Here is a 19,340-nt window from a genome sequence, read left to right as displayed (position 1 = left end):
GTTATGGTTAAGGATCAAGAATATTTAAGATCAAAAGCATCATATTGCTTAGATTTAGCTAAAAAGTTAGGTGCAACTGGATCAAGCGTAACAGTAGGTCATTCAATTTCTGAAACTGTAAATTTTAGAAATAATACTTTAGACGAGTCTAATAGATCTGATGGATTAGCAATAAGCATTGAGACTTATTTGGGAAAAAAAAGGTCATCAATTTCTTCGTCAAACTTATTAGATGATAATATTAAAACATTAATAAAAAAATGTTTTGAAACAACCAAAAATACTCCTGAAGATGAATTTAATTCTTTACCAGATAAAGATCTTTTAGCTAAGGAAATTAAAAATTTAAATTTATATGATGAAACACACTTTGATAATGAAAAAAAAATTGAATATTTGAAAGAGCTTGAGAGCGTTGCATCTTCAGAAGAAAAAATCATAAATACAGAATCTAGTTTTACTGAAAATAAATCTAACTTTATTTTAGCAAATAGTGATGGATTTTGTGAAGGATACAAATCATCTTCATTTAGTGCATCTTGTGTTACTGTTGCTAAAGATGAAAATAGTATGGAAAGAGACTATGAATTTACAAGCAAACGTCATTTATCAGACATTAAGGGTGCAAAAGAACTTGGTCAAAAAGCTTCTGAACAAACCATAAAAAAATTAAGCCCAAATAAAATTGGAAGTGAAAAAATAAGCATCATATTTGACAAAAGGATAGCTAAAGGAATGCTAGGAGCTTTTGCTGGAGCCATATCATCATCTGCGATTTCTAGAGGAACATCTTTTCTTAAAGATAAAATTAATGAGCAAATATTTACAGAAACAATAAACGTTATTGATAAACCAGATATAAATAAAGGTGTTGGATCTCAAATTTTTGATTCAGAGGGAGTAAAATCAGATACTTTAAATCTTGTACAAAACGGCATCTTAAAAAATTACCTAGTTGATACGTACAATGGAAAAAAACTTAACTTAAAATCAAATGGAAGATCTGGTGGTACAACAAATTTATATTTTGATAATGGGAACATTAGTTTCGAAGATTTATTAAAAAGTAATTCAAAACACATTTATGTAACAGAAACAATTGGCCATGGAAGTAATTTGGTTACTGGAGATTATTCAGTAGGTGCAACGGGCTTTCTGATTGAAAATGGCGAATTTAAATTTCCAGTAAATGAGATAACAATTGCAGGAAATTTTAAAGATATGTTCAAAAATATAACTTTAGCTAGTGATTTAGATTTTGAATATTCTATCAACTCACCAACTATGATGATAGAGGGAATGACAGTTGCAGGTAAATGAGCACTTACTGTGTAATTGGATCAGGAATATCTGGTGCTAGAATTTCAAATTTATTAAATAAAAAACATTCTGTAGATCTCTATGATAAAGCAAGAGGTCCTGGTGGGAGATCATCATTTAAAAGGTTAGATAAAAAAGTGGGCTTTGATCATGGTGTTCAATATATTTCCCCTAAGAGTACTAAGTTTAAAAAATTTACAACAAAACTCATAGCAAAAAAAATATTAAAAAATTGGAAGGGTCAGCATATTTTTCAAAATAAAAAAATAAAAGAAAATAAAAATCATCAAAAAATAATTGGTAGACAAGGTAATAACGATATTAGTAAGTATTTATTAAAAAAAATTAATTGTAATTTTCAAAAAGAATTAAAAAAAATTGATTATAATAAAAACAAATGGAAACTTACCTTTGCTGATGGTGACAATAAATTTTATGATAATCTTATTTTAACGTGCCCACATCCTCAATTATTTAAATTAGCAAAAAAATTTATTAATCATTCATTTATTAAAAAAAAATTAAAAATGGATGCAAATATTACAGTCATGATAAAAATGAAAAAAACAAAAAAAAATATAAGTAGTTTTTTGTTTGATGATCAAATTTTAGGTTGGGCTGCTAGAGAAAATAGTAAGTTAAGATTTAAAAGTATTTATGAATTTTGGACACTCCAAAGTACGGCAATGTGGGCAAATAAAAAAATTTTGAAAAATAAAGAAAATAAAGATTTGAATTCAAAAATATTAATTAATAAATTTTTTGATCTTACTGGTATTAAAAAAAGTAAAATCCTTTTTTCTTTAAATCATGGATGGATGTATTCATCAAATTCAAAACCTTTAAAAATTAAAAGTTATTGGAACTCAAAAATTAATTTAGGAGTTTGTGCCGATTGGTTTGTTGGACCTAGATTAGAAGCAGGATGGATAAGTGCTAATGATCTTTTTAAGAAAATAAGCAGATAAAATTACTCAATATTTTTAATCCTATACTCCCAACTTCCCATTCTCTCATAGGTAACTTTAACTATTACCAAAGTTTTTTTATCAAGCCATATATCAAAATTTAATCTTTTGTCTTCTGGGAGAGTCATATCTTTAGAAGTGAGTTTAAAATGATCAGTATCAAATTCCTTCCCATTGATTGTGATTTTTTCTTTAGCGATAAACGTAACCAGTTGTTCTTTTATGCTTCCTGAAATAGGGCTAATTTGGCTCTCTGCCTGTAACAATTTATGGCTCCACCAATTTCCAATTGTATTTTTCAAAGAAGCTTTACCAGAAAAAGAAGATCCTTGAATATCAAATTTATTAGTTTGATTATTTAATATTAAATTTACGAATTTTTCTTTTTTATTCTGACGTGTTTTAGATTTAAAGGAAATTAAATTATCTCCTAAATATTTTTCTTCTCCAAAACCTTCTACTTCAAAAATAGTTGCTCCAAGTAGTTTTACTGTAAATTTATATTTATTATTTACAGTTGTTTCATTGTCTTTCCTGGAAAAAGAATAATTATTGTATCCTATAACTTCATTATTTCTTAAGATTTCAAGTTCAATTTTTTTGAAGTTATTATAATGACCAACATGTGCGTTTGAGTTAAAAGTAAATAAAAAAAATATAATAATAGTGTAAAATTTTTTCATGATAATAATATAAATAAAAATTAATCTAAAAGTATCAATAATTAATGTTCCTATCTATAAAAAATATTCCAAAAGTAAATTGGAGCTCAAACGAAAGTTTGAACTTCAAGCCAAAATTTTCAACATCATTTTTTTTAATTTTTGGTTTAACAATTTTTGGTTTGGGAGAAGGTTTGTTAATTTTATCAACAACTGGAAACTCACCCTGGTCAGTATTAGCTGAAGGAATTTCACTCAATTCTAGTTTATCCATTGGTGCAGCAACTTTTTTTGTAAGTGTAGGAGTACTTTTTTTATGGATTTTTTTGAAACAAAAACCAGGTCTTGGAACAATATTTAATATTATCGTGATTGCTGCCATGATTGATTTCACTCTAAATTATTTTCAGCCACCTTCATCTCTTTTTACAAAATACTTATTAGCAGTTCTTTCAGTAATTTTAGTAGGACTTGGTAGTGGTATTTATTTAGTAGCTAATCTTGGTCCAGGTCCACGAGATGGTTTAATGACAGGATTAACAAAAATAACAAATTTACCTATAGCATTGGTAAGAGCCTTTTTGGAAATTACAGTTGTAATTGTTGGTTGGTATTTAGGTGGGACCGTTGGAATAGGAACGCTTATATTTGCTTTTGGAATTGGACCTTGTGTAGCTTTAGGATTATTTTTAGTTGGAAAAATATTTAACTAAGCTGCTGCGCTAGTTTTCTCACTTCTTTTTCTTTCATGAGGATCAAGAATTGCTTTTCTCAATCTACAAGAATCAGGTGTAATTTCTAATGCTTCATCACTGTTAAGCATACTTAGTTGTTCAGCTATTGACATTTTTCTAACAGGAGTAAGAACGACGTTTTCATCTGTTCCTTGTGTTCTCATATTTGTTAATTTTTTTCCTTTCATGACATTTATAATCATGTCACCTGGTTTTGGTGATAATCCAACAATCATACCTGGATAAACAGGATCATTATGGGTAACAAACATTTCTCCTCTTGCTTGAAGATTAAAGATTGCAAAAGCTACTGCTTTTCCTTGTTCCATTGCAATTAATGCACCATTTCTTCTACCTTCCATTTCACCTTCAAAAGGACCGTAGTCATGGAAAATTCTATTAATTACACCTTCCCCTTTAGTAAGAGTTAGAAATCTACTTGTGTATCCCATCAAACCTCTCGTAGGTGCATGAAATATCAATCTTTTCTTATTTGTACCGGTATCTTTTAGTTCAATTAATTTACCTTTTCTTCTATTCATTGAGTCGATTACTTTTGAAGAGTGTTCTTCATCTAAATCCATAGTAATTTCTTCAATTGGTTCAAGTTTGTTTCCTTGATTATCAGTTTTATATAAAACTTTTGGTGGACTTACCGTCATTTCAAAACCTTCTCTTCTCATTTGAGTAAGAAGTATTTCCAGCATTAATTCACCTCGTCCACTTACAACGAATGAATCTTTTCCATCATTTTCTGAAAAAGTAATTCCTACATTGTTCTGTGCTTCTTGAACTAATCTTTCTCTAATTTGAGTACTTGTAAGTTTTTTACCTTCTGTACCTGCTAATGGAGAAGTATTAACAGTTATTGTAATCGACATTGTTGGAGGATCAATCGGAGTCGCTGGTATAGGATCATTAACTTCCAAATTACAAATTGTATCAGCTACATTTGCTTTTTCTAATCCTGCTACAACGACAATATCTCCTGCTTCTCCAACATCAATTGGAACTTTTTTAGTTCCTTCATATCTAAAAATCTTTGTTAATTTTCCTTCATCAACTTTTTCACCATTTAAATTAATAGCTTTGATTGATTGGTTTGCTTTTGCTGTCCCTTGTGTGATTCTACCTACTAGACTTCTACCTAAAAAACTGTCTGAATAAAGCAATGTTGATAACATTGCAAAAGGTTTGGTTTTATCTAATTTGGCCGGTTTAACGTGCTCCACAATTAAGTCTAATAAAGGATTTAAATTTTCTCTTGGCCCATCTACTTCATGATCAGCCCATCCAGATCTTCCACTTGCATATAAAACAGGAAAATCTAATTGTTCTTCATTTGCATCTAAACTTACAAATAAATCAAAAGTTTCATCTAAGACCTCATTAGCTCTTTGATCTGCTTTATCCAATTTATTAATAACTACAATTGGTTTTAAACCTTGTTTTAATGCTTTCGATAAAACAAATTTTGTTTGAGGCATCACTCCTTCTGCAGAGTCAATTAATAAAAGAGCTCCATCAGCCATGCTCAAAACTCTTTCAACTTCTGCTGCAAAATCTCTGTGGCCAGGCGTATCAATAATATTTATTCTTGAATCATTCCAGTTAATAGATGCAGGTTTTGCAAGAATTGTAATTCCTCTTTCTTTTTCTAGTTCCCCAGAGTCCATTAATCTTTCATCAACAACTTCATTTTCTCTAAATGATCCACTTTGTTTCATTAAATTATCAATCAAAGTAGTTTTACCATGGTCGACATGGGCTATAATTGTGATGTTTCTTATATTGTTGCTCATAAATTGTGGCTCTTATACATATTTAATTTGATATTAAAACTTAAAAAAACTCATGACTGGCTTGATTAATTTAAATAACTTGTGATTAATTAGGCTTTTTTTTGTTTATCTTTTTTAAGTTTCCTTTTTTCTTTAAAACTTAATTTGGGTTTCTTTTTTACACTCGAATCCTTAAATGACTTTCCACTGTATCTTTTTGACATAATTTAAATCTGCATAAAAAAAAGGCCATCATGTGATGGCCTTTTAAATTCTAGTTTTAGAGAAGTGGGATTACATTCCCATTCCACCCATTCCTCCCATGCCGCCCATACCACCAGGCATACCACCAGGCATTCCGCCACCAGCAGCATCTTTTTCCTCAGGTTTGTCAGCAATCATAGCTTCTGTAGTTACTAATAATCCAGATATTGAAGCAGCATCTTGTAGAGCAGTTCTTACAACTTTAACAGGATCTATAATTCCTTTAGCGAACATATCGCAATATTCTTCGCTTTGTGCATCATATCCATGTGTTTTTTTATTTTGCTCTAACAATTTACCAACAACTACTGAACCATCTACACCAGCATTTTTAGTAATTTGTCTGATTGGAGCTTCAAGTGCTTTTCTAACAAGCTCTACTCCAGCTTTTTGATCATCACCTTTTGCTTTAACCTTATTAAGGTCTTGAGCAGCGTAAAGTAATGCACAACCACCACCAGTCACAATACCTTCTTCAACTGCGGCTCTTGTTGCGTTCAAAGCATCTTCAACTCTATCTTTTCTTTCTTTAACTTCAACTTCAGTTGCACCACCAACTTTGATTACAGCAACTCCACCAGCTAGTTTTGCAAGTCTTTCCTGAAGTTTCTCTCTGTCATAGTCAGAAGTTGTTTCATCAATTTGTTGTTTAATTGAAGCACATCTTCCTTCGATATCAGATTTTTTACCACTTCCATTAACAATGGTACTGTTATCTTTATCTACTTTAACTTTCTTACATGAACCTAGGTCATCAAGTTTAACATTCTCAAGTTTAATTCCTAAATCTTCAGAAATAACCTGACCTCCAGTTAAGATAGCAATATCTTCAAGCATTGCTTTTCTTCTGTCACCAAAACCAGGTGCTTTTACAGCAACTACTTTTAGACCACCTCTTAACTTGTTTACAACTAAAGTTGCTAAAGCTTCTCCTTCAACATCTTCAGAAATAATCATTAATGGTCTACCTGCTTGAACAACAGCTTCTAATAGAGGAACCATTGGTTGTAGGTTTGTTAATTTTTTTTCATGTAAAAGAATGAAGGGATTATCTAACTCAGTAGTCATTTTATCACTATTAGTAATAAAGTATGGTGATAAATAACCTCTATCGAATTGCATACCTTCAACTACGTCTAGTTCGGTTTCAATTCCTTTATTTTCTTCAACCGTGATAACACCTTCGTTTCCAACTTTTTGCATTGCTTTTGCAATCATTGTTCCAATTTCTTTATCACCATTTGCAGAAATAGTTCCAACTTGTGCAATTTCATCACTGTCTTTTACTTTTTTAGCTGATGCTACTAAGTTTTCTTTTACAACTTCAACCGCTGCATCAATTCCTCTCTTAACATCCATAGGATTCATGCCAGCAGTTACGTATTTTACACCTTCTCTAACAATTGCTTGTGCAAGAATAGTTGCAGTTGTTGTACCATCACCAGCTTCATCATTTGTTTTGCTAGCAACTTCTTTAACCATCTGCGCGCCCATGTTTTCAAACTTATCTTCAAGATCAATTTCTTTAGCAACAGAAACACCATCTTTAGTAATTCTAGGTGCACCATAAGATTTATCCATTACAACGTTTCTTCCTTTAGGACCCAAAGTTACTTTAACAGTATCAGCTAAGATATTTACTCCTCTAATCATAGCTGCTCTTGCTTCAGCATCAAATTTAACAACTTTTGCCATTTTGTTTTCTCCTTTAAATTAAATTACTTACTTGAAATACCCATAATGTCAGACTCTTTCATTATGCTATATTCTTTGCCATCTATTTTGACTTCAGTTCCTGACCATTTGCCAAATAAAACTTTGTCTCCAACTTTAACATCCATTGGAATTGTTTTTCCATCTTCCGTTTTAGCTCCACCACCAACAGCAACAACTTTTCCTTCTTGAGGTTTTTCTTGAGCTGTATCTGGTATAATTATTCCACCAGCAGTTTTTTCACTACTGTCTAAAACTTCGATTAATACTCTATCATGTAACGGTTTAAACTTCATAAATCTCCTTTATAATTCTATATAAATATGAGCCTCATATAGATATTTCATAGCCTATTTCAAGATTAGAGAATCTTTTCAGAGTAATTATGCTAGGAAAATCTAAATATTATGGTTTATAGGTAAAATAATGACCAAAAATTTAGACTTAGATGGCCTTCAGTCAATTGCTGATAATTATGACCTTTTTTACATAGATTTGTGGGGGGTCATTCATAATGGTGTAAAATTACATAACTCAGCAATAGCAACCTTAAATGAACTAAAGAAAAAAAATAAAAGTTTTGTTCTTTTAACCAATGCTCCAAGACCAAATACTACGGTAAATAAATTTTTAGAAAAAATGGGCATGAGTGAAGATTTGAGAGAGCATGTTTTTACCTCAGGTGAGGCAGCATTAAATTTTTTAAAAACATCTTTTAAATCAAAGAATTTTTTTCATATAGGCCCCCCAAGAGATTTCGATTTGTTCAATGAATTTAAAAATAATAAATCAACTGAACTAAATGAAAGTGAATATTTACTTTGCACAGGTTTATTCGATGAACATGAAGATGATTTAAGTTATTATAAAAACTTGCTTGAAAAATACACAACAAAAAAAATGATTTGTACAAATCCTGATTTAATTGTTGATAGAGGAAATATAAGAGAGATGTGTGCAGGCTCAGTTGCAATGGTTTTTGAAAAAATGGGTGGAGAAGTAATTTATTTTGGAAAACCCCATGCGGAGGTTTACAATCAGTCTATAGACAATATTGGTAAGAAAGTTTTGGCAATTGGTGATAATTTAAATACAGATATAAAAGGTGCCAACTTATTAAATTACCATTCCTTGTTAGTTTGCAATGGAATTCACAAAGAAGAGATACAAAATAAAGGAGTTATTGAAGTTTCAAAAGAGTATGAAGCTATCGTTAATTTTACTCAAACAGAATTAAAATGGTAAAGTTATATAAAAATTTCAATATTAATAATCACCATAAAAATTCAATTATATTAATTGGAAATTTTGATGGTCTTCATTTAGGACATCAAAAATTATTTAAATTAGCTCTATCATATAAAAAAAAATATAATTCAAAAATTGGTGTGATTAATTTTGATCCAATGCCCAAGATGTATTTTAACAATTCATTGAAGAATTTTAAAATTTCGTCTGTAAATCAAAAATTAGAATTACTTAAAGAATTAAAAGTAGATTTTATAATTACAAAAAAATTTGATAAAAATTTTTCCAGAATAAAATCAATTAAATTTATAAAAGAAATTTTATATAAAAAACTCAATTGTAAGTTTATATTTGTAAGTAACAATTTTAGATTTGGAAATAAAAGAGAAGGTGATGTTAAATTACTTATACAAAATGAAAAAAATTATAATTATAAAGTTATTAAACCAAAGCCACTTTTAAAAAGTAAAAAAATAGTATCTTCAACGATAATAAGAAGCTTACTGGAAAAAGGTGATTTAAATAAAGCTAATAAATTTTTAGGAAGAGAGTGGACCATTGATGGAATAGTTCAAAAGGGAAGACAAGTTGGAAAAAAAATTGGTTTTCCAACATGTAACATAGATATTAAGGATTATGTCTTAGCACAGCCAGGAGTTTATGCGGTAAGAGTATTAAAAAAAAAAAATCAAAAAAAATTGAGTGGAATAGCAAATCTTGGCTATAGACCCACATTTAATCAAAAAAAAATCTTACTTGAGGTTCATTTGTTTAATTTTTCTGGAAATCTTTATAATAAGCTTTTATCAGTGCAGTTTTTAAAGTTTATTAGAAAAGAAAAAAAATTTAAGAATGTTGATCAACTCAGAAAACAAATTAAATCTGATTTAAATATTGCAAAAAAAACTAAATGAGCAAATCTGATATAAATCTACCTAAAACAGCTTTCTCAATGAAGGCGAACCTGCCTATTAGAGAACCAGAAATTCTAAATTATTGGCAAAAAATAAACCTTTATGATGAATTAAGAAAATCAAGCAAAGGTAAAGAAAAATTTGTCTTACATGACGGCCCTCCATATGCAAACGGTAACATTCATATGGGGACAGCATTAAATAAAATTTTAAAAGACATAATTGTAAAATTTCATCAAATGGACGGTAAAGACTCAATTTATGTACCTGGATGGGATTGTCATGGTTTACCAATCGAATGGAAAATAGAAGAGGAATATAAAAAAAATAAAAAAAATAAAAATGACGTCCCTATAGTTGAGTTTAGAAAAGAGTGTAGATCTTTTGCTGAAAAATGGATTGAAATTCACAAAGGTCAATTCAAAAGATTGGGTGTAGTTGGTGATTGGGAAAATTATTATTCTACAATGAGTTTTGATGCAGAGGCTCAGATAGTAAGAGAGCTAGGAAAATTTCTTAAAGAAGGAAGTTTATATCGAGGTTACAAACCAGTTTTATGGTCAACTGTTGAAAAAACTGCACTTGCTGATGCAGAAGTAGAATACCAAGATCATAAGTCAGATACTATATATACATCATTTCCAGTAAGGTCATCTAAGATCAAAGAATTAGAAAAAAGTGAAATTGTAATTTGGACCACAACACCATGGACGATTCCTGCAAACAAAGCTTTAGCTTATAATGAAGCATTAGAATATGTTTTATTGCAAGTTAATGATGGGGGAGATTTTCAAAACAGAAAAATAGTTATCGCACAAGCTTTACTTGGGTCGGTCATAAAAGAATGTGGAATTAAAAATTATAAAGAGATTAAAAAGTTTAAAGGAAAAGAGTTAAAGGATACTATTTGTAATCATCCCTTTTTAAACTTAGGTTATGAAACTGAGATCCCAATGTTAGAAGCAAGATTTGTGACGACAGAGCAGGGTACAGGAATAGTTCATTGTGCGCCAAGTCATGGACCAGATGATTTTAATTTATGTTTGAATAATGGAATAAAAGCAATAGAGACAGTTGATGGTGATGGGAAATATACAAATAATGTAAAATTATTTGAAGGTATTCATATTTTTAAAGCTAACCCAATAGTAATTGAAAAACTTAAAGAGCAAAAAAACTTATTGTCAAATGGTGAACTAGTTCATTCTTATCCTCATTCTTGGAGATCAAAAGCACCATTGGTTCATAGAGCAACACCTCAGTGGTTTATTTCTATGGAAAGTCATAAATTAAGAGACAAAGCTTTAAAAGCCATTGATGATACAACATTTTATCCAAGCAAGGGAAAAGAAAGATTAAAATCTATGATCGAAACCAGACCTGATTGGTGTGTTTCTAGACAAAGAGTATGGGGTGTCCCTTTACCTATTTTTGTTAATAAAAAAACCAAAGAAATTTTAGTTGATGATGAAGTTAATGAAAATATTGCATTAATTTATGAAAAAGAGGGATCTGATTGTTGGTTTTCAGACGATCCACAAAGATTTTTAGGCGACAAATATAAAGCCCAAGATTATGATAAATTAAGTGATATTGTTGAAGTTTGGTTTGATAGTGGCTCAACTCACTCATTTGTATTAGAGAAAAGAAATGACCTTAAATGGCCAGCATCAATGTATTTAGAAGGATCAGACCAGCATAGAGGTTGGTTTCATTCTTCTTTGTTAGAGTCTTGTGGCACAAGAGGGAGAGCCCCATTCGAGTCAATTTTATCTCATGGTTTTGTGGTAGATGGAAAAGGTTTAAAAATGTCCAAATCTCTAGGAAATGTTATTGCACCAGAAGATATATTGAAAAAATATGGAGCAGATATACTTAGAATTTGGGTAGCATCTTCAAACTACTCAGAAGATTTAAGAATTGATTATTCGATTTTGGACCAGCATGCAGACTCTTATAGAAAAATTCGAAATACATTTAGATATTTATTAGGAAATCTTAATGATGATTTTAAAGAAATTAATTTTGATGAGATTGATGTAAAAAATCTTCCAGAATTAGAACAGTATGTCTTGCACAAATTATTTAATTTAAATAATAGCTTTAAAAAATATTTTCAAAATTATGATTTTCATAATTTATATAAAGAATTATTAAATTTTTGCACAGTAGATTTATCTGCCTTTTATTTTGATATAAGAAAAGATACCCTTTATTGTGATGCCAAAAGCTCTGAAAAGAGAAAATCAACAATTTTGGTACTAAATATTATTTTAGACAAACTATTAAGATGGTTTGCTCCAATTTTGTCTTTCACAACAGAAGAAATTTATAGAATGTTATTTAAAAATAAAAAAAGCATTCACTTAGAGAAATTTGTGGAATTGCCAAGTAGTTTTGAAAATAATTCACTTAATGAAAAGTGGAATGAATTAATTAAAATCAGAAATATTTGCAATGTTAGTATTGAGGAAAAAAGAGCTAGTAAAGAAATTGGCTCAAGCCTTGAAGCTGAAATAAATATTCAATTAAGCAATAAGCTAGAAAGTGTGTGTAAAAATATAGATTTTTCTGAGCTCTGCATAACTTCTAAAGCATCCGTAACATATAAAAAAGATACAGATACAGTTGTTGAAACATTGAAAGCTAAAGGAACTAAGTGTGAGATGTGTTGGAAAATAAAAGAAGAAAAGTGTAGTAGAGATAATTGTCCTAAAAACAATTAATGATTTTAAGAAATTTTTTTAAAAGATATTTTTACGAATTAATCACAATTATTTTCATTTTTACAATTGATAGAGCATCTAAATTATATGTAATTAGTTTTTACGAAAAGACAGGAATTTCAGAGATTTATTTTTCAAAATATTTAAACATCCATTTTATATGGAACGAAGGAATAGCATTTGGACTGTTTTCTTTTGGAAGTAGTTTTTTTTATAATGTACTGTCATCAATTATTTTATTAATTATAATTTTTTTATTTTTCTACGCATTTAAGAATAATGGGATAAAAAAATATTCATTACTTATGATTTTTGCAGGCGCTTTAGGTAACCTATTTGATAGATTATATTACAAATCTGTTCCAGATTTTATTGATTTTCATTTTCAAAATTATCATTGGTTCATATTTAATGTAGCAGATATATTTATAACTTTAGGAGTGATTTTTATGATATTTTTAGAATTTACTGGTAATAATAAAAAAGAAAATGAATAAAATTATTAGAACTTTTTTATTGTTAGTTTTTTTTGTTACAATTTCTTCGTGTGGAACTGCTAAGAAGGCTTTTACCAATCAAAAAAAAAACAGTAGTGATGAATTTTTAGTAGAAAAGAAAGCACCACTAACCATGCCGCCAGATTACAATGAACTACCACAACCAAAAGAAAACATTGAGGAAGATAAGACTACTAATAGCATAAAAGAACTTATTGCAGAAAACGAAGTCAGTGAGAATGACATCTCAAGCGAAGATTTAAATCTTGAAGAGACATTGCTTAAAAAAATCAAAAATAATTAATGTTAACAAAAAGTATTAAGTTTAAAAATTTTCAATTTAACAGCAATATTTCAAATACAAAAAAAAAACTTTATCAATTATTGAAAAAAAAAAATTATGTTTTTCTTTCAATGGGACGTTATTACAATGATAGTTATACAAAAACACTAATTCAGAAATATAAAAAATATAAAAGTTTTAGAATTATAGGAATGGGTGGATCTTCCCTTGGAACTAAAGCAATATATGATTTTTTAAAATCAAAAATAAGTAAAAATTTTGAATTTTTAGATAATCTTCAGATTGTTAAAAATAAAAAAGAAAAATATTTAAATTTAATAGTTTCAAAATCAGGAAATACTATTGAGACAATCGTAAATGCAAATATTTTTATAAAAAAAAATGAAAAAAGTATTTTTATAACCGAAAACAAAAATAATTATCTTAAAAATTTAGCACAAAAATTGAAATCTGACATAATTCATCATAGTAATTATATTGGTGGAAGATATTCTGTGTTATCTGAAGTAGGAATGTTGCCAGCTGAATTAATGGATTTAAATCCTAATAAATTCAGACAATTCAATACATTAATTAAGAACAAAAATTTTTTAAACAATTTAATAAAAAATGTCAGTATAATACTTAATCTGGTAAAAAATAAAAAGTTTAACTCTGTAATCATTAATTACGATGAGAGTTCTGACAATTTATTCAAATGGTATCAACAATTAGTTGCTGAAAGTCTTGGGAAGAAAAAAAAAGGAATTCTCCCAATAGTGTCTTCTATGCCTAAGGATAATCATAGTGTTATGCAACTCTATTTAGACGGATTTAAAAATAATTTTTTTACTTTTTTTTATGTGCATGAAAAAAATTCACCAAAGATAAATAATAAATTAATATTGCCCTCTAAGAATTTTTTGAAGGGCAAAACATTATCAAAAGTTATTTATGCTCAAAAAATAGCAACTGAAAATGTTTTTAAGAAAAAAAATATACCATTCAGAAGCTTCGAAATAACCAAGAGAGATGAAAAAACTCTTGGAGAATTATTTTGTTTTTTTATTATGGAAACAATATTGTTAGGAAAGTGTATGAACCTAAATCCTTACGATCAACCGTCTGTAGAATTAATTAAAACCGAAACGCACAAATTACTAAGATAGTAAATTTATAAATATTACTTTTGAAATTCCATATTTTTTATTTTCAATAACTTCAAAATTTTTAGGAAAGATATCTTTTTGATTTTTATGTCTATGAATTATGATAATTCCGTCTGTATTTAATAAATGTACATTATTTATTTTTTCTAAAATTATATTTAAATCATCTTTGTAAGGTGGATCCAAAAAAATAATGTCAAATTTATCAATGAAACTCTCAAAAAAATTATCTTCATAAATATCTTTTTCTATTATTTTATAATTATTGACTTTATTTAAATTTAATAAGTTTTTTTTTAAAACAGGCAAAACTCCACTATATTTTTCGACAAAAGTTACTTCTTCAACCCCCCTAGATAAGCATTCAATTCCAAATGATCCAACACCTGAAAATAAGTCTAATACTTTCGATTCTTGTAATGAAATTTTTATCTTATTAGAGTGTGCAATTACGTTAAAAATAGATTCTTTCGTTAAATCTTTTAAAGGTCTTGTTTTAATATCATTGGGCTCTAAAATTTTTTTACCTTTGTAAAAACCAGATATTATTCTCATTCTTTAATTACTTTGTAGCCTATATCTTTTCTAAAAAATCCACTATCCCAATTTAAGAGTTCAATATTTTTGAATATTTTTATTTGAGCGTCTTTAAATTCTTCTGATAAAGTTACAAAGTTTAAGACTCTACCACCAATTGCATAAATTTTATTATTCTTTTGTATAGTTCCTGCATGAAACATATACTCATCATCATTCTGTATAATTTTATTAATATTTTTTATCTCTATATTTTTTTGATATTCGTCTGGATAACCTTTTGAGCATATTACAAAACATAGACTATTTTTATTATGCCAATCAATTTTTGTTTCATTTAGTTTTCTATCACAACAAGATATAAAAATATCAATGATATCAGTTTTAAGTTTTGGCAAGATTGTTTGACACTCAGGATCACCCATTCTTACGTTATATTCTATTAGGTATGGTTCATCATCTACAATCATTAAACCTGCATACAAAAAACCTTTGTATTCAGTTCCAAGCTCAGCCAGACCTTTAAGTGTAGGTTTAATAATTTTGTTAATTATTTTTTTTTCTAATTCATCGTTTATTAGTCTTGACGGAGAATATGATCCCATTCCTCCGGTATTTTTTCCCTTATCTCCTTCCAAAACTCTTTTGTGATCTTGTGCTGTTCCAAAATTTTTAAATATTTTTCCATCATGTATTGTGAAGTAACTCATTTCTTCACCGTCTAAAAATTCTTCAATCAGTACTTTTTCAGCTTTACCAAATTTACCATTAAAAATTTCATCAATTGCATCTTCTGCTTCACTGTAGCTTTTAGCTATATAAACTCCTTTACCTGCTGCTAAATTATCAGCTTTAATTACAATTGGATATTTGCTTTTATTTAAATAGCTCTTAGCTTCATCTCTATTAGGAAAAATACCAAATTTTGCTGTTGGAATATTAAATTTTTCACAAATTTGTTTTGTAAAAATTTTTGAACCTTCGAGCTGTGAAGCAATTTTATTTGGACCAAAGACTTTTATATTAAATTTTTCTAGATAATCTACAATACCTTCTACAAGTGGTTGCTCAGGCCCAACTACAATCAAATCAATATTTTTTTCAATAATGAAATTTTTTAAATTTTCAAAGTTTTTTAGATCTAAATTTATATTTTCAGCTATATTTTCAGTACCAGCATTTCCTGGAAAACAAAATATTTTATCAATTTTATCAGATTTTTTAATTGAATGGCATAACGCATGCTCTCTACCACCACTTCCTATTATTCCAACTTTCATATAAAACTGTATAAACTAAAAATGATGAAAAAATTAGCAAAAATAAAATATTTACCTAATAATTTTCAAATATTAGAAAATGGTGATTATGTCATCTGTGCTGTTTCTGGAAAAAAAATAGCTTTAGAAAATTTAACTTATTGGAACGTAGAATTGCAAGAAGCTTATTTTTCTTACATAGAGGCAAACCAAAAAAGAGAGCAACAAAATTAAATTAAAATTTATTTCCAACGATTATGAGACCAAATCCACTGTTCAGGATTTTTAATAATCATTTTTTCAAGTATTTCGTTTAGTTTTTCAGTAATTTCAATTATTGAATGTTCTTTAGAAAACACAACTGGTTTTTTAATAATCACTTTATATTTTATATTACCAATCCTTTCTATGAAAACAGGCACTATAGGTATGTCGTATTTTTTTACTAACTGAGCAGGGATTGTTGTTGTTAAAGCTTGTTTATTAAACAAGTTACTCAATACTCCCTCCGATACTCTTTGATCTATCATTAATGCTGTTGAATAATTTTTTTTTTTATATTTAATTAAATTTTTTAAGCCTCCAATGCCTTTTTTAATTTGATTTTTACAAATATACTTTTTTCTAATTGTTTCCATTACCAGATTTAAGAACATGTTATTTAGTGGACGATAAATTGTTGCAAGTTTGATTTCATTTTTTTCTAAACTCATTGCCATTAATTCAAAATTACTAAAATGCCCTGATATAAAAACTACTTGTGAATTTTTTCTTTTTATTTCATCTAAAATATCTTTACCTTCAATTTTTATATTTTCTTTTAATTTTCCATTTCTAAAATCTTTAATAAAAATATATTCAGCAAATACTCTACCGTAGTTATTCCACATTGATGTTTTGATTTTATTTAGATTTTCTTCACTTATATTAGGAATTGCTCTTTTAATATTTTCATCGATAGTTTTTTTAGACCTAAAAAATGGTCCAATATTTTCAAATATTTTTCCACTTAGTTTTGAAGATAATTTAGCCCCCAAAATTTTAAAAAATATAAAACAAAAAACAGCAAGTAAAAATTGAAAAAAATATTTTATAATCTTCATTTTTAAATAATTGATTTAATAAATTTTTCTTCTTCCAATATTTTCAATTTAGATTTTATAAACTTTAAATTTTCGAAATTCATATTTTTCAACCTTAAAAAATCTTTTTCAGTTGTCACTATTTTACAACTTAATTCTTTTGCTAAATTAGTTATTTTTTTTATATCATTATCTTTGTACTGATAGTGATCTGGAAATTCAAAATCTTTTAAAATTTTAAAACTATATTCTTTCATCATTGAAACAAATGTTTTGTGATTACCAATACCTGAAAATACTAAATAATTATCTTCAATATTAAACTCATTCAAATTTTCTGGAATATATTTTCCTATATTTATGTTTATTCCTGGGTTTATATTTAAAATTTTTTTCTTCAAATATTCTAAATTTTCTAAGTTACCGTTTATAAATACTTGCTTATAATTTTTTAAATTGCTTATCTCTTCTCTTAATGGACCCGCTGGTATAGTAAGACCATTTCCAATCCAATTTAAATTATTAAAGCAAACTATTTTTGTATCATATTCAATACTTTGATCCTGGAGACCATCATCCAAAATAGCAATCTCAAAACCTTTATCTTCTGCATCTCTGATGGCACTAGATCTTTTATTTGATAAAAAAAGTTGACCATGATTTTTTAACAGAATTTGTTCATCTTGCTGATTATTATAAAATTTTTTAACAAAACAAGTTTTGATATTTTTTTTTTCTAAAATATTTTTAAGTTCTACACTTAATGATGTTTTACCAGTTCCCCCTAAATAAATATTTCCAATACAGATAGTTTTTATTTTAAATTTATTTTTTTTTTGCTTACTTTTTAAAAAATTTAATAATTGAATTAATTTCGCAAGAGGAAGCAATATGTATGCCAATAAATTAGGTTTTTCATTTTCCCAAAATCTAGGTTTTTTTAAATTCATTTAGGATATATTTATCAAGTTCTTTTATAGTTTTTTTTAAAATTTTATCTCCAATATTTTTTATTTTGATCCCAGTATTATTATTTTTTTTGAACCTAATTGACGACGCCAATTGTTTTGGTGAATAAATAGTTCTTGAGACATTTAAAGATTTAAGAAGTTTATAGATATCAGTAAAATTGCTTGTATCCGGACCATGTAAAATATTTGCGCCAAATCTTGCTGCCTCTAATGGATTTTGTCCACCTCTATTTATAATAGATCCACCCAAAAAAACTGTTGAACTGATTTTGTGAAATTTTTTTGTTTCACCAAAGCTATCAACTAAATAGATATCTGTATTTTTAAGATTTTGATTTTTAGAACTATGTAAAGTAACTTTTAGTCCAAGATTATTTAATTCAGAACTAATTTTATTTGTTCTATGTATGTGTCTTGGAATAATTATTGTCAAAAGATTTTTGTATTTTTTTTTAAGATGAATATGTGTCTTACCACAAAATATTTCTTCTGGATTATGTGTACTTGAAGCAACCCAAATTTTTTTTTTTTTAAATTCAGACTCTAAATTGGATTTAAATTTATCAAAATGATAATTTCCAATCTCTGCAAATTTTAAATTTCCTAGATGATCAATTTTACTACTTGTAAGTTTTTTTAAATAAGTATTCGTTTCTCTGTTTTGTGGATAGGCAATTGTTAAATTATCAAATACTGATTTCCCAAAGTTCTTAATTTTAATCCAATTATTATAAGTCTTTTTTGTTAATCTTGCGTTTATCAAAATGAGAGGAATTTTTCTCTTTTTAATATTTTGAAACATGCAAGGCCAAATTTCTGAGTCTATAAATATTGAAATATCTGGTTTCCAAAAATTCAAAAATCTATTTGTAAATAGATAGAAATCGATAGGGTAAAATTGATGTATAGTTTTTTTAAACTTAAATTTTTTTATAACTTTTGAGGAACTTAATGTACTGGATGTAATCAATATTTGTTTAATAGATTTATTTTTTTCATAATGTTTAATTAAAGGAACAACACTCATAATTTCACCTACACTAGCTCCATGAAACCAAATGAGCTTACCATTAATTTTTTTTTTTGATGGAAAACTAAATTTTTCTATGAATCTTTGGTTATGTTCTTTTTTTTTTACTATCCTAAAAATAATTATTAAAGGAGATAATATTAAAATAATTAAAATAATTATTTGATAAAGAAATAGCATTT

At 27.7% G+C, this 19,340-nt stretch carries 19 protein-coding genes; 10 read left to right on the top strand and 9 right to left on the bottom strand.

Annotation, left to right across the window (positions count from 1 at the left end; genetic code table 11):
- The first annotated feature begins 3 nt into the window (after window positions 1-3).
- Both ACTTBK_RS05500 and ACTTBK_RS05495 read left to right on the top strand, forming a co-directional pair.
- The gene (locus tag ACTTBK_RS05500) at window positions 4-1,320 is read left to right on the top strand and encodes a TldD/PmbA family protein (protein WP_440618992.1); all 1,317 of its coding nucleotides are present in this window, start codon (window positions 4-6) and stop codon (window positions 1,318-1,320) included.
- Complete coding sequence (locus ACTTBK_RS05495) at window positions 1,317-2,288, top strand: NAD(P)-binding protein (protein WP_440618990.1); 972 nt, start codon at window positions 1,317-1,319, stop codon at window positions 2,286-2,288. Before ACTTBK_RS05500 ends, ACTTBK_RS05495 begins: the two co-directional genes overlap by 4 nt.
- Before the next feature lie 2 nt (window positions 2,289-2,290).
- On the opposite strand, the gene ACTTBK_RS05490 is transcribed toward ACTTBK_RS05495, so the two are convergent.
- Window positions 2,291-2,971, bottom strand: coding sequence for a DUF6134 family protein (locus tag ACTTBK_RS05490; RefSeq protein WP_440618988.1), 681 nt, complete (start codon window positions 2,969-2,971; stop codon window positions 2,291-2,293).
- Between the two features lie 44 nt (window positions 2,972-3,015).
- On the opposite strand from ACTTBK_RS05490, the gene yczE reads away from it, so the two are divergent.
- Window positions 3,016-3,663, top strand: a complete 648-nt coding sequence (yczE, locus tag ACTTBK_RS05485) for a membrane protein YczE (RefSeq protein WP_440618987.1) — start codon at window positions 3,016-3,018, stop codon at window positions 3,661-3,663.
- On the opposite strand, the gene typA is transcribed toward yczE, so the two are convergent.
- The 3 genes from typA to groES form a co-directional block, all read right to left on the bottom strand.
- Window positions 3,660-5,486 (bottom strand): translational GTPase TypA, encoded by a 1,827-nt coding sequence (typA, locus tag ACTTBK_RS05480; protein WP_440618986.1) that lies wholly within the window; start codon window positions 5,484-5,486, stop codon window positions 3,660-3,662. The two genes, yczE and typA, sit on opposite strands and share 4 nt — an antisense overlap.
- 273 nt (window positions 5,487-5,759) lie before the next feature.
- Window positions 5,760-7,424: a chaperonin GroEL gene (gene groL / locus ACTTBK_RS05475; protein ID WP_075506444.1), complete on the bottom strand. Its 1,665-nt coding sequence runs from the start codon at window positions 7,422-7,424 to the stop codon at window positions 5,760-5,762.
- A 23-nt stretch (window positions 7,425-7,447) separates the two neighbouring features.
- Window positions 7,448-7,738 (bottom strand): co-chaperone GroES, encoded by a 291-nt coding sequence (gene groES, locus ACTTBK_RS05470; RefSeq protein WP_075506443.1) that lies wholly within the window; start codon window positions 7,736-7,738, stop codon window positions 7,448-7,450.
- Between the two features lie 130 nt (window positions 7,739-7,868).
- Between groES and ACTTBK_RS05465 the strand changes: the two genes are divergently transcribed.
- Genes ACTTBK_RS05465 through ACTTBK_RS05440 form a run of 6 tightly spaced genes read left to right on the top strand, consistent with a single transcriptional unit; the run spans window position 7,869 to window position 14,279 of the window.
- Window positions 7,869-8,687: a TIGR01459 family HAD-type hydrolase gene (locus ACTTBK_RS05465; RefSeq protein ID WP_440618985.1), complete on the top strand. Its 819-nt coding sequence runs from the start codon at window positions 7,869-7,871 to the stop codon at window positions 8,685-8,687.
- Window positions 8,681-9,604, top strand: coding sequence for a bifunctional riboflavin kinase/FAD synthetase (locus ACTTBK_RS05460; protein WP_440618984.1), 924 nt, complete (start codon window positions 8,681-8,683; stop codon window positions 9,602-9,604). The genes ACTTBK_RS05465 and ACTTBK_RS05460 overlap by 7 nt, the downstream gene beginning before the upstream one ends.
- Window positions 9,601-12,330 (top strand): isoleucine--tRNA ligase, encoded by a 2,730-nt coding sequence (gene ileS, locus ACTTBK_RS05455; RefSeq protein WP_440618983.1) that lies wholly within the window; start codon window positions 9,601-9,603, stop codon window positions 12,328-12,330. The genes ACTTBK_RS05460 and ileS overlap by 4 nt, the downstream gene beginning before the upstream one ends.
- Window positions 12,330-12,827, top strand: coding sequence for a signal peptidase II (lspA, locus tag ACTTBK_RS05450; protein ID WP_440618982.1), 498 nt, complete (start codon window positions 12,330-12,332; stop codon window positions 12,825-12,827). The genes ileS and lspA overlap by 1 nt, the downstream gene beginning before the upstream one ends.
- Entirely contained in the window at window positions 12,820-13,131 is a 312-nt protein-coding gene (locus tag ACTTBK_RS05445; RefSeq protein ID WP_440618981.1) for a DUF3035 domain-containing protein, read from the top strand. The genes lspA and ACTTBK_RS05445 overlap by 8 nt, the downstream gene beginning before the upstream one ends.
- Window positions 13,131-14,279 carry a glucose-6-phosphate isomerase gene (locus ACTTBK_RS05440; protein ID WP_440618980.1) on the top strand — a complete coding sequence of 383 codons (1,149 nt, stop codon included), beginning with the start codon at window positions 13,131-13,133 and terminating at the stop codon, window positions 14,277-14,279. The genes ACTTBK_RS05445 and ACTTBK_RS05440 overlap by 1 nt, the downstream gene beginning before the upstream one ends.
- Here the strand turns inward: ACTTBK_RS05440 and rsmD are convergent.
- Together rsmD and purD are read right to left on the bottom strand one after the other, a co-directional pair.
- A complete protein-coding gene (gene rsmD / locus ACTTBK_RS05435; RefSeq protein WP_440618979.1) occupies window positions 14,271-14,834 on the bottom strand; it encodes a 16S rRNA (guanine(966)-N(2))-methyltransferase RsmD in 564 nt (187 codons plus the stop codon). The two genes, ACTTBK_RS05440 and rsmD, sit on opposite strands and share 9 nt — an antisense overlap.
- Window positions 14,831-16,096 carry a phosphoribosylamine--glycine ligase gene (purD, locus tag ACTTBK_RS05430; RefSeq protein WP_440618978.1) on the bottom strand — a complete coding sequence of 422 codons (1,266 nt, stop codon included), beginning with the start codon at window positions 16,094-16,096 and terminating at the stop codon, window positions 14,831-14,833. The genes rsmD and purD overlap by 4 nt, the downstream gene beginning before the upstream one ends.
- 21 nt (window positions 16,097-16,117) lie before the next feature.
- Here purD and ACTTBK_RS05425 point away from each other — a divergent pair, with 21 nt between their 5' ends.
- A complete protein-coding gene (locus tag ACTTBK_RS05425; RefSeq protein WP_440618977.1) occupies window positions 16,118-16,309 on the top strand; it encodes a DUF2093 domain-containing protein in 192 nt (63 codons plus the stop codon).
- 8 nt (window positions 16,310-16,317) lie between these two features.
- Here ACTTBK_RS05425 and ACTTBK_RS05420 read toward each other — a convergent pair whose 3' ends face one another.
- From ACTTBK_RS05420 to ACTTBK_RS05410, 3 genes are read right to left on the bottom strand one after another with little or no spacing between them, the layout of a single operon-like run.
- On the bottom strand, window positions 16,318-17,178 hold the full coding sequence (locus ACTTBK_RS05420) for a lysophospholipid acyltransferase family protein (RefSeq protein ID WP_440618976.1): 861 nt from the start codon (window positions 17,176-17,178) through the stop codon (window positions 16,318-16,320).
- 2 nt (window positions 17,179-17,180) lie between these two features.
- The gene (gene lpxK, locus ACTTBK_RS05415; protein ID WP_440618975.1) at window positions 17,181-18,107 is read right to left on the bottom strand and encodes a tetraacyldisaccharide 4'-kinase; all 927 of its coding nucleotides are present in this window, start codon (window positions 18,105-18,107) and stop codon (window positions 17,181-17,183) included.
- The gene (locus ACTTBK_RS05410; protein WP_440618974.1) at window positions 18,088-19,338 is read right to left on the bottom strand and encodes a 3-deoxy-D-manno-octulosonic acid transferase; all 1,251 of its coding nucleotides are present in this window, start codon (window positions 19,336-19,338) and stop codon (window positions 18,088-18,090) included. Before ACTTBK_RS05410 ends, lpxK begins: the two co-directional genes overlap by 20 nt.
- Window positions 19,339-19,340: the final 2 nt, after the last annotated feature.

Source organism: Candidatus Pelagibacter sp. HIMB1493 (genome assembly GCF_052047995.1).
Lineage (GTDB): Bacteria > Pseudomonadota > Alphaproteobacteria > Pelagibacterales > Pelagibacteraceae > Pelagibacter.
The sequence above is the reverse complement of the archived record's forward strand: the minus strand, read 5'-3'. Positions and strand labels throughout refer to the sequence as shown.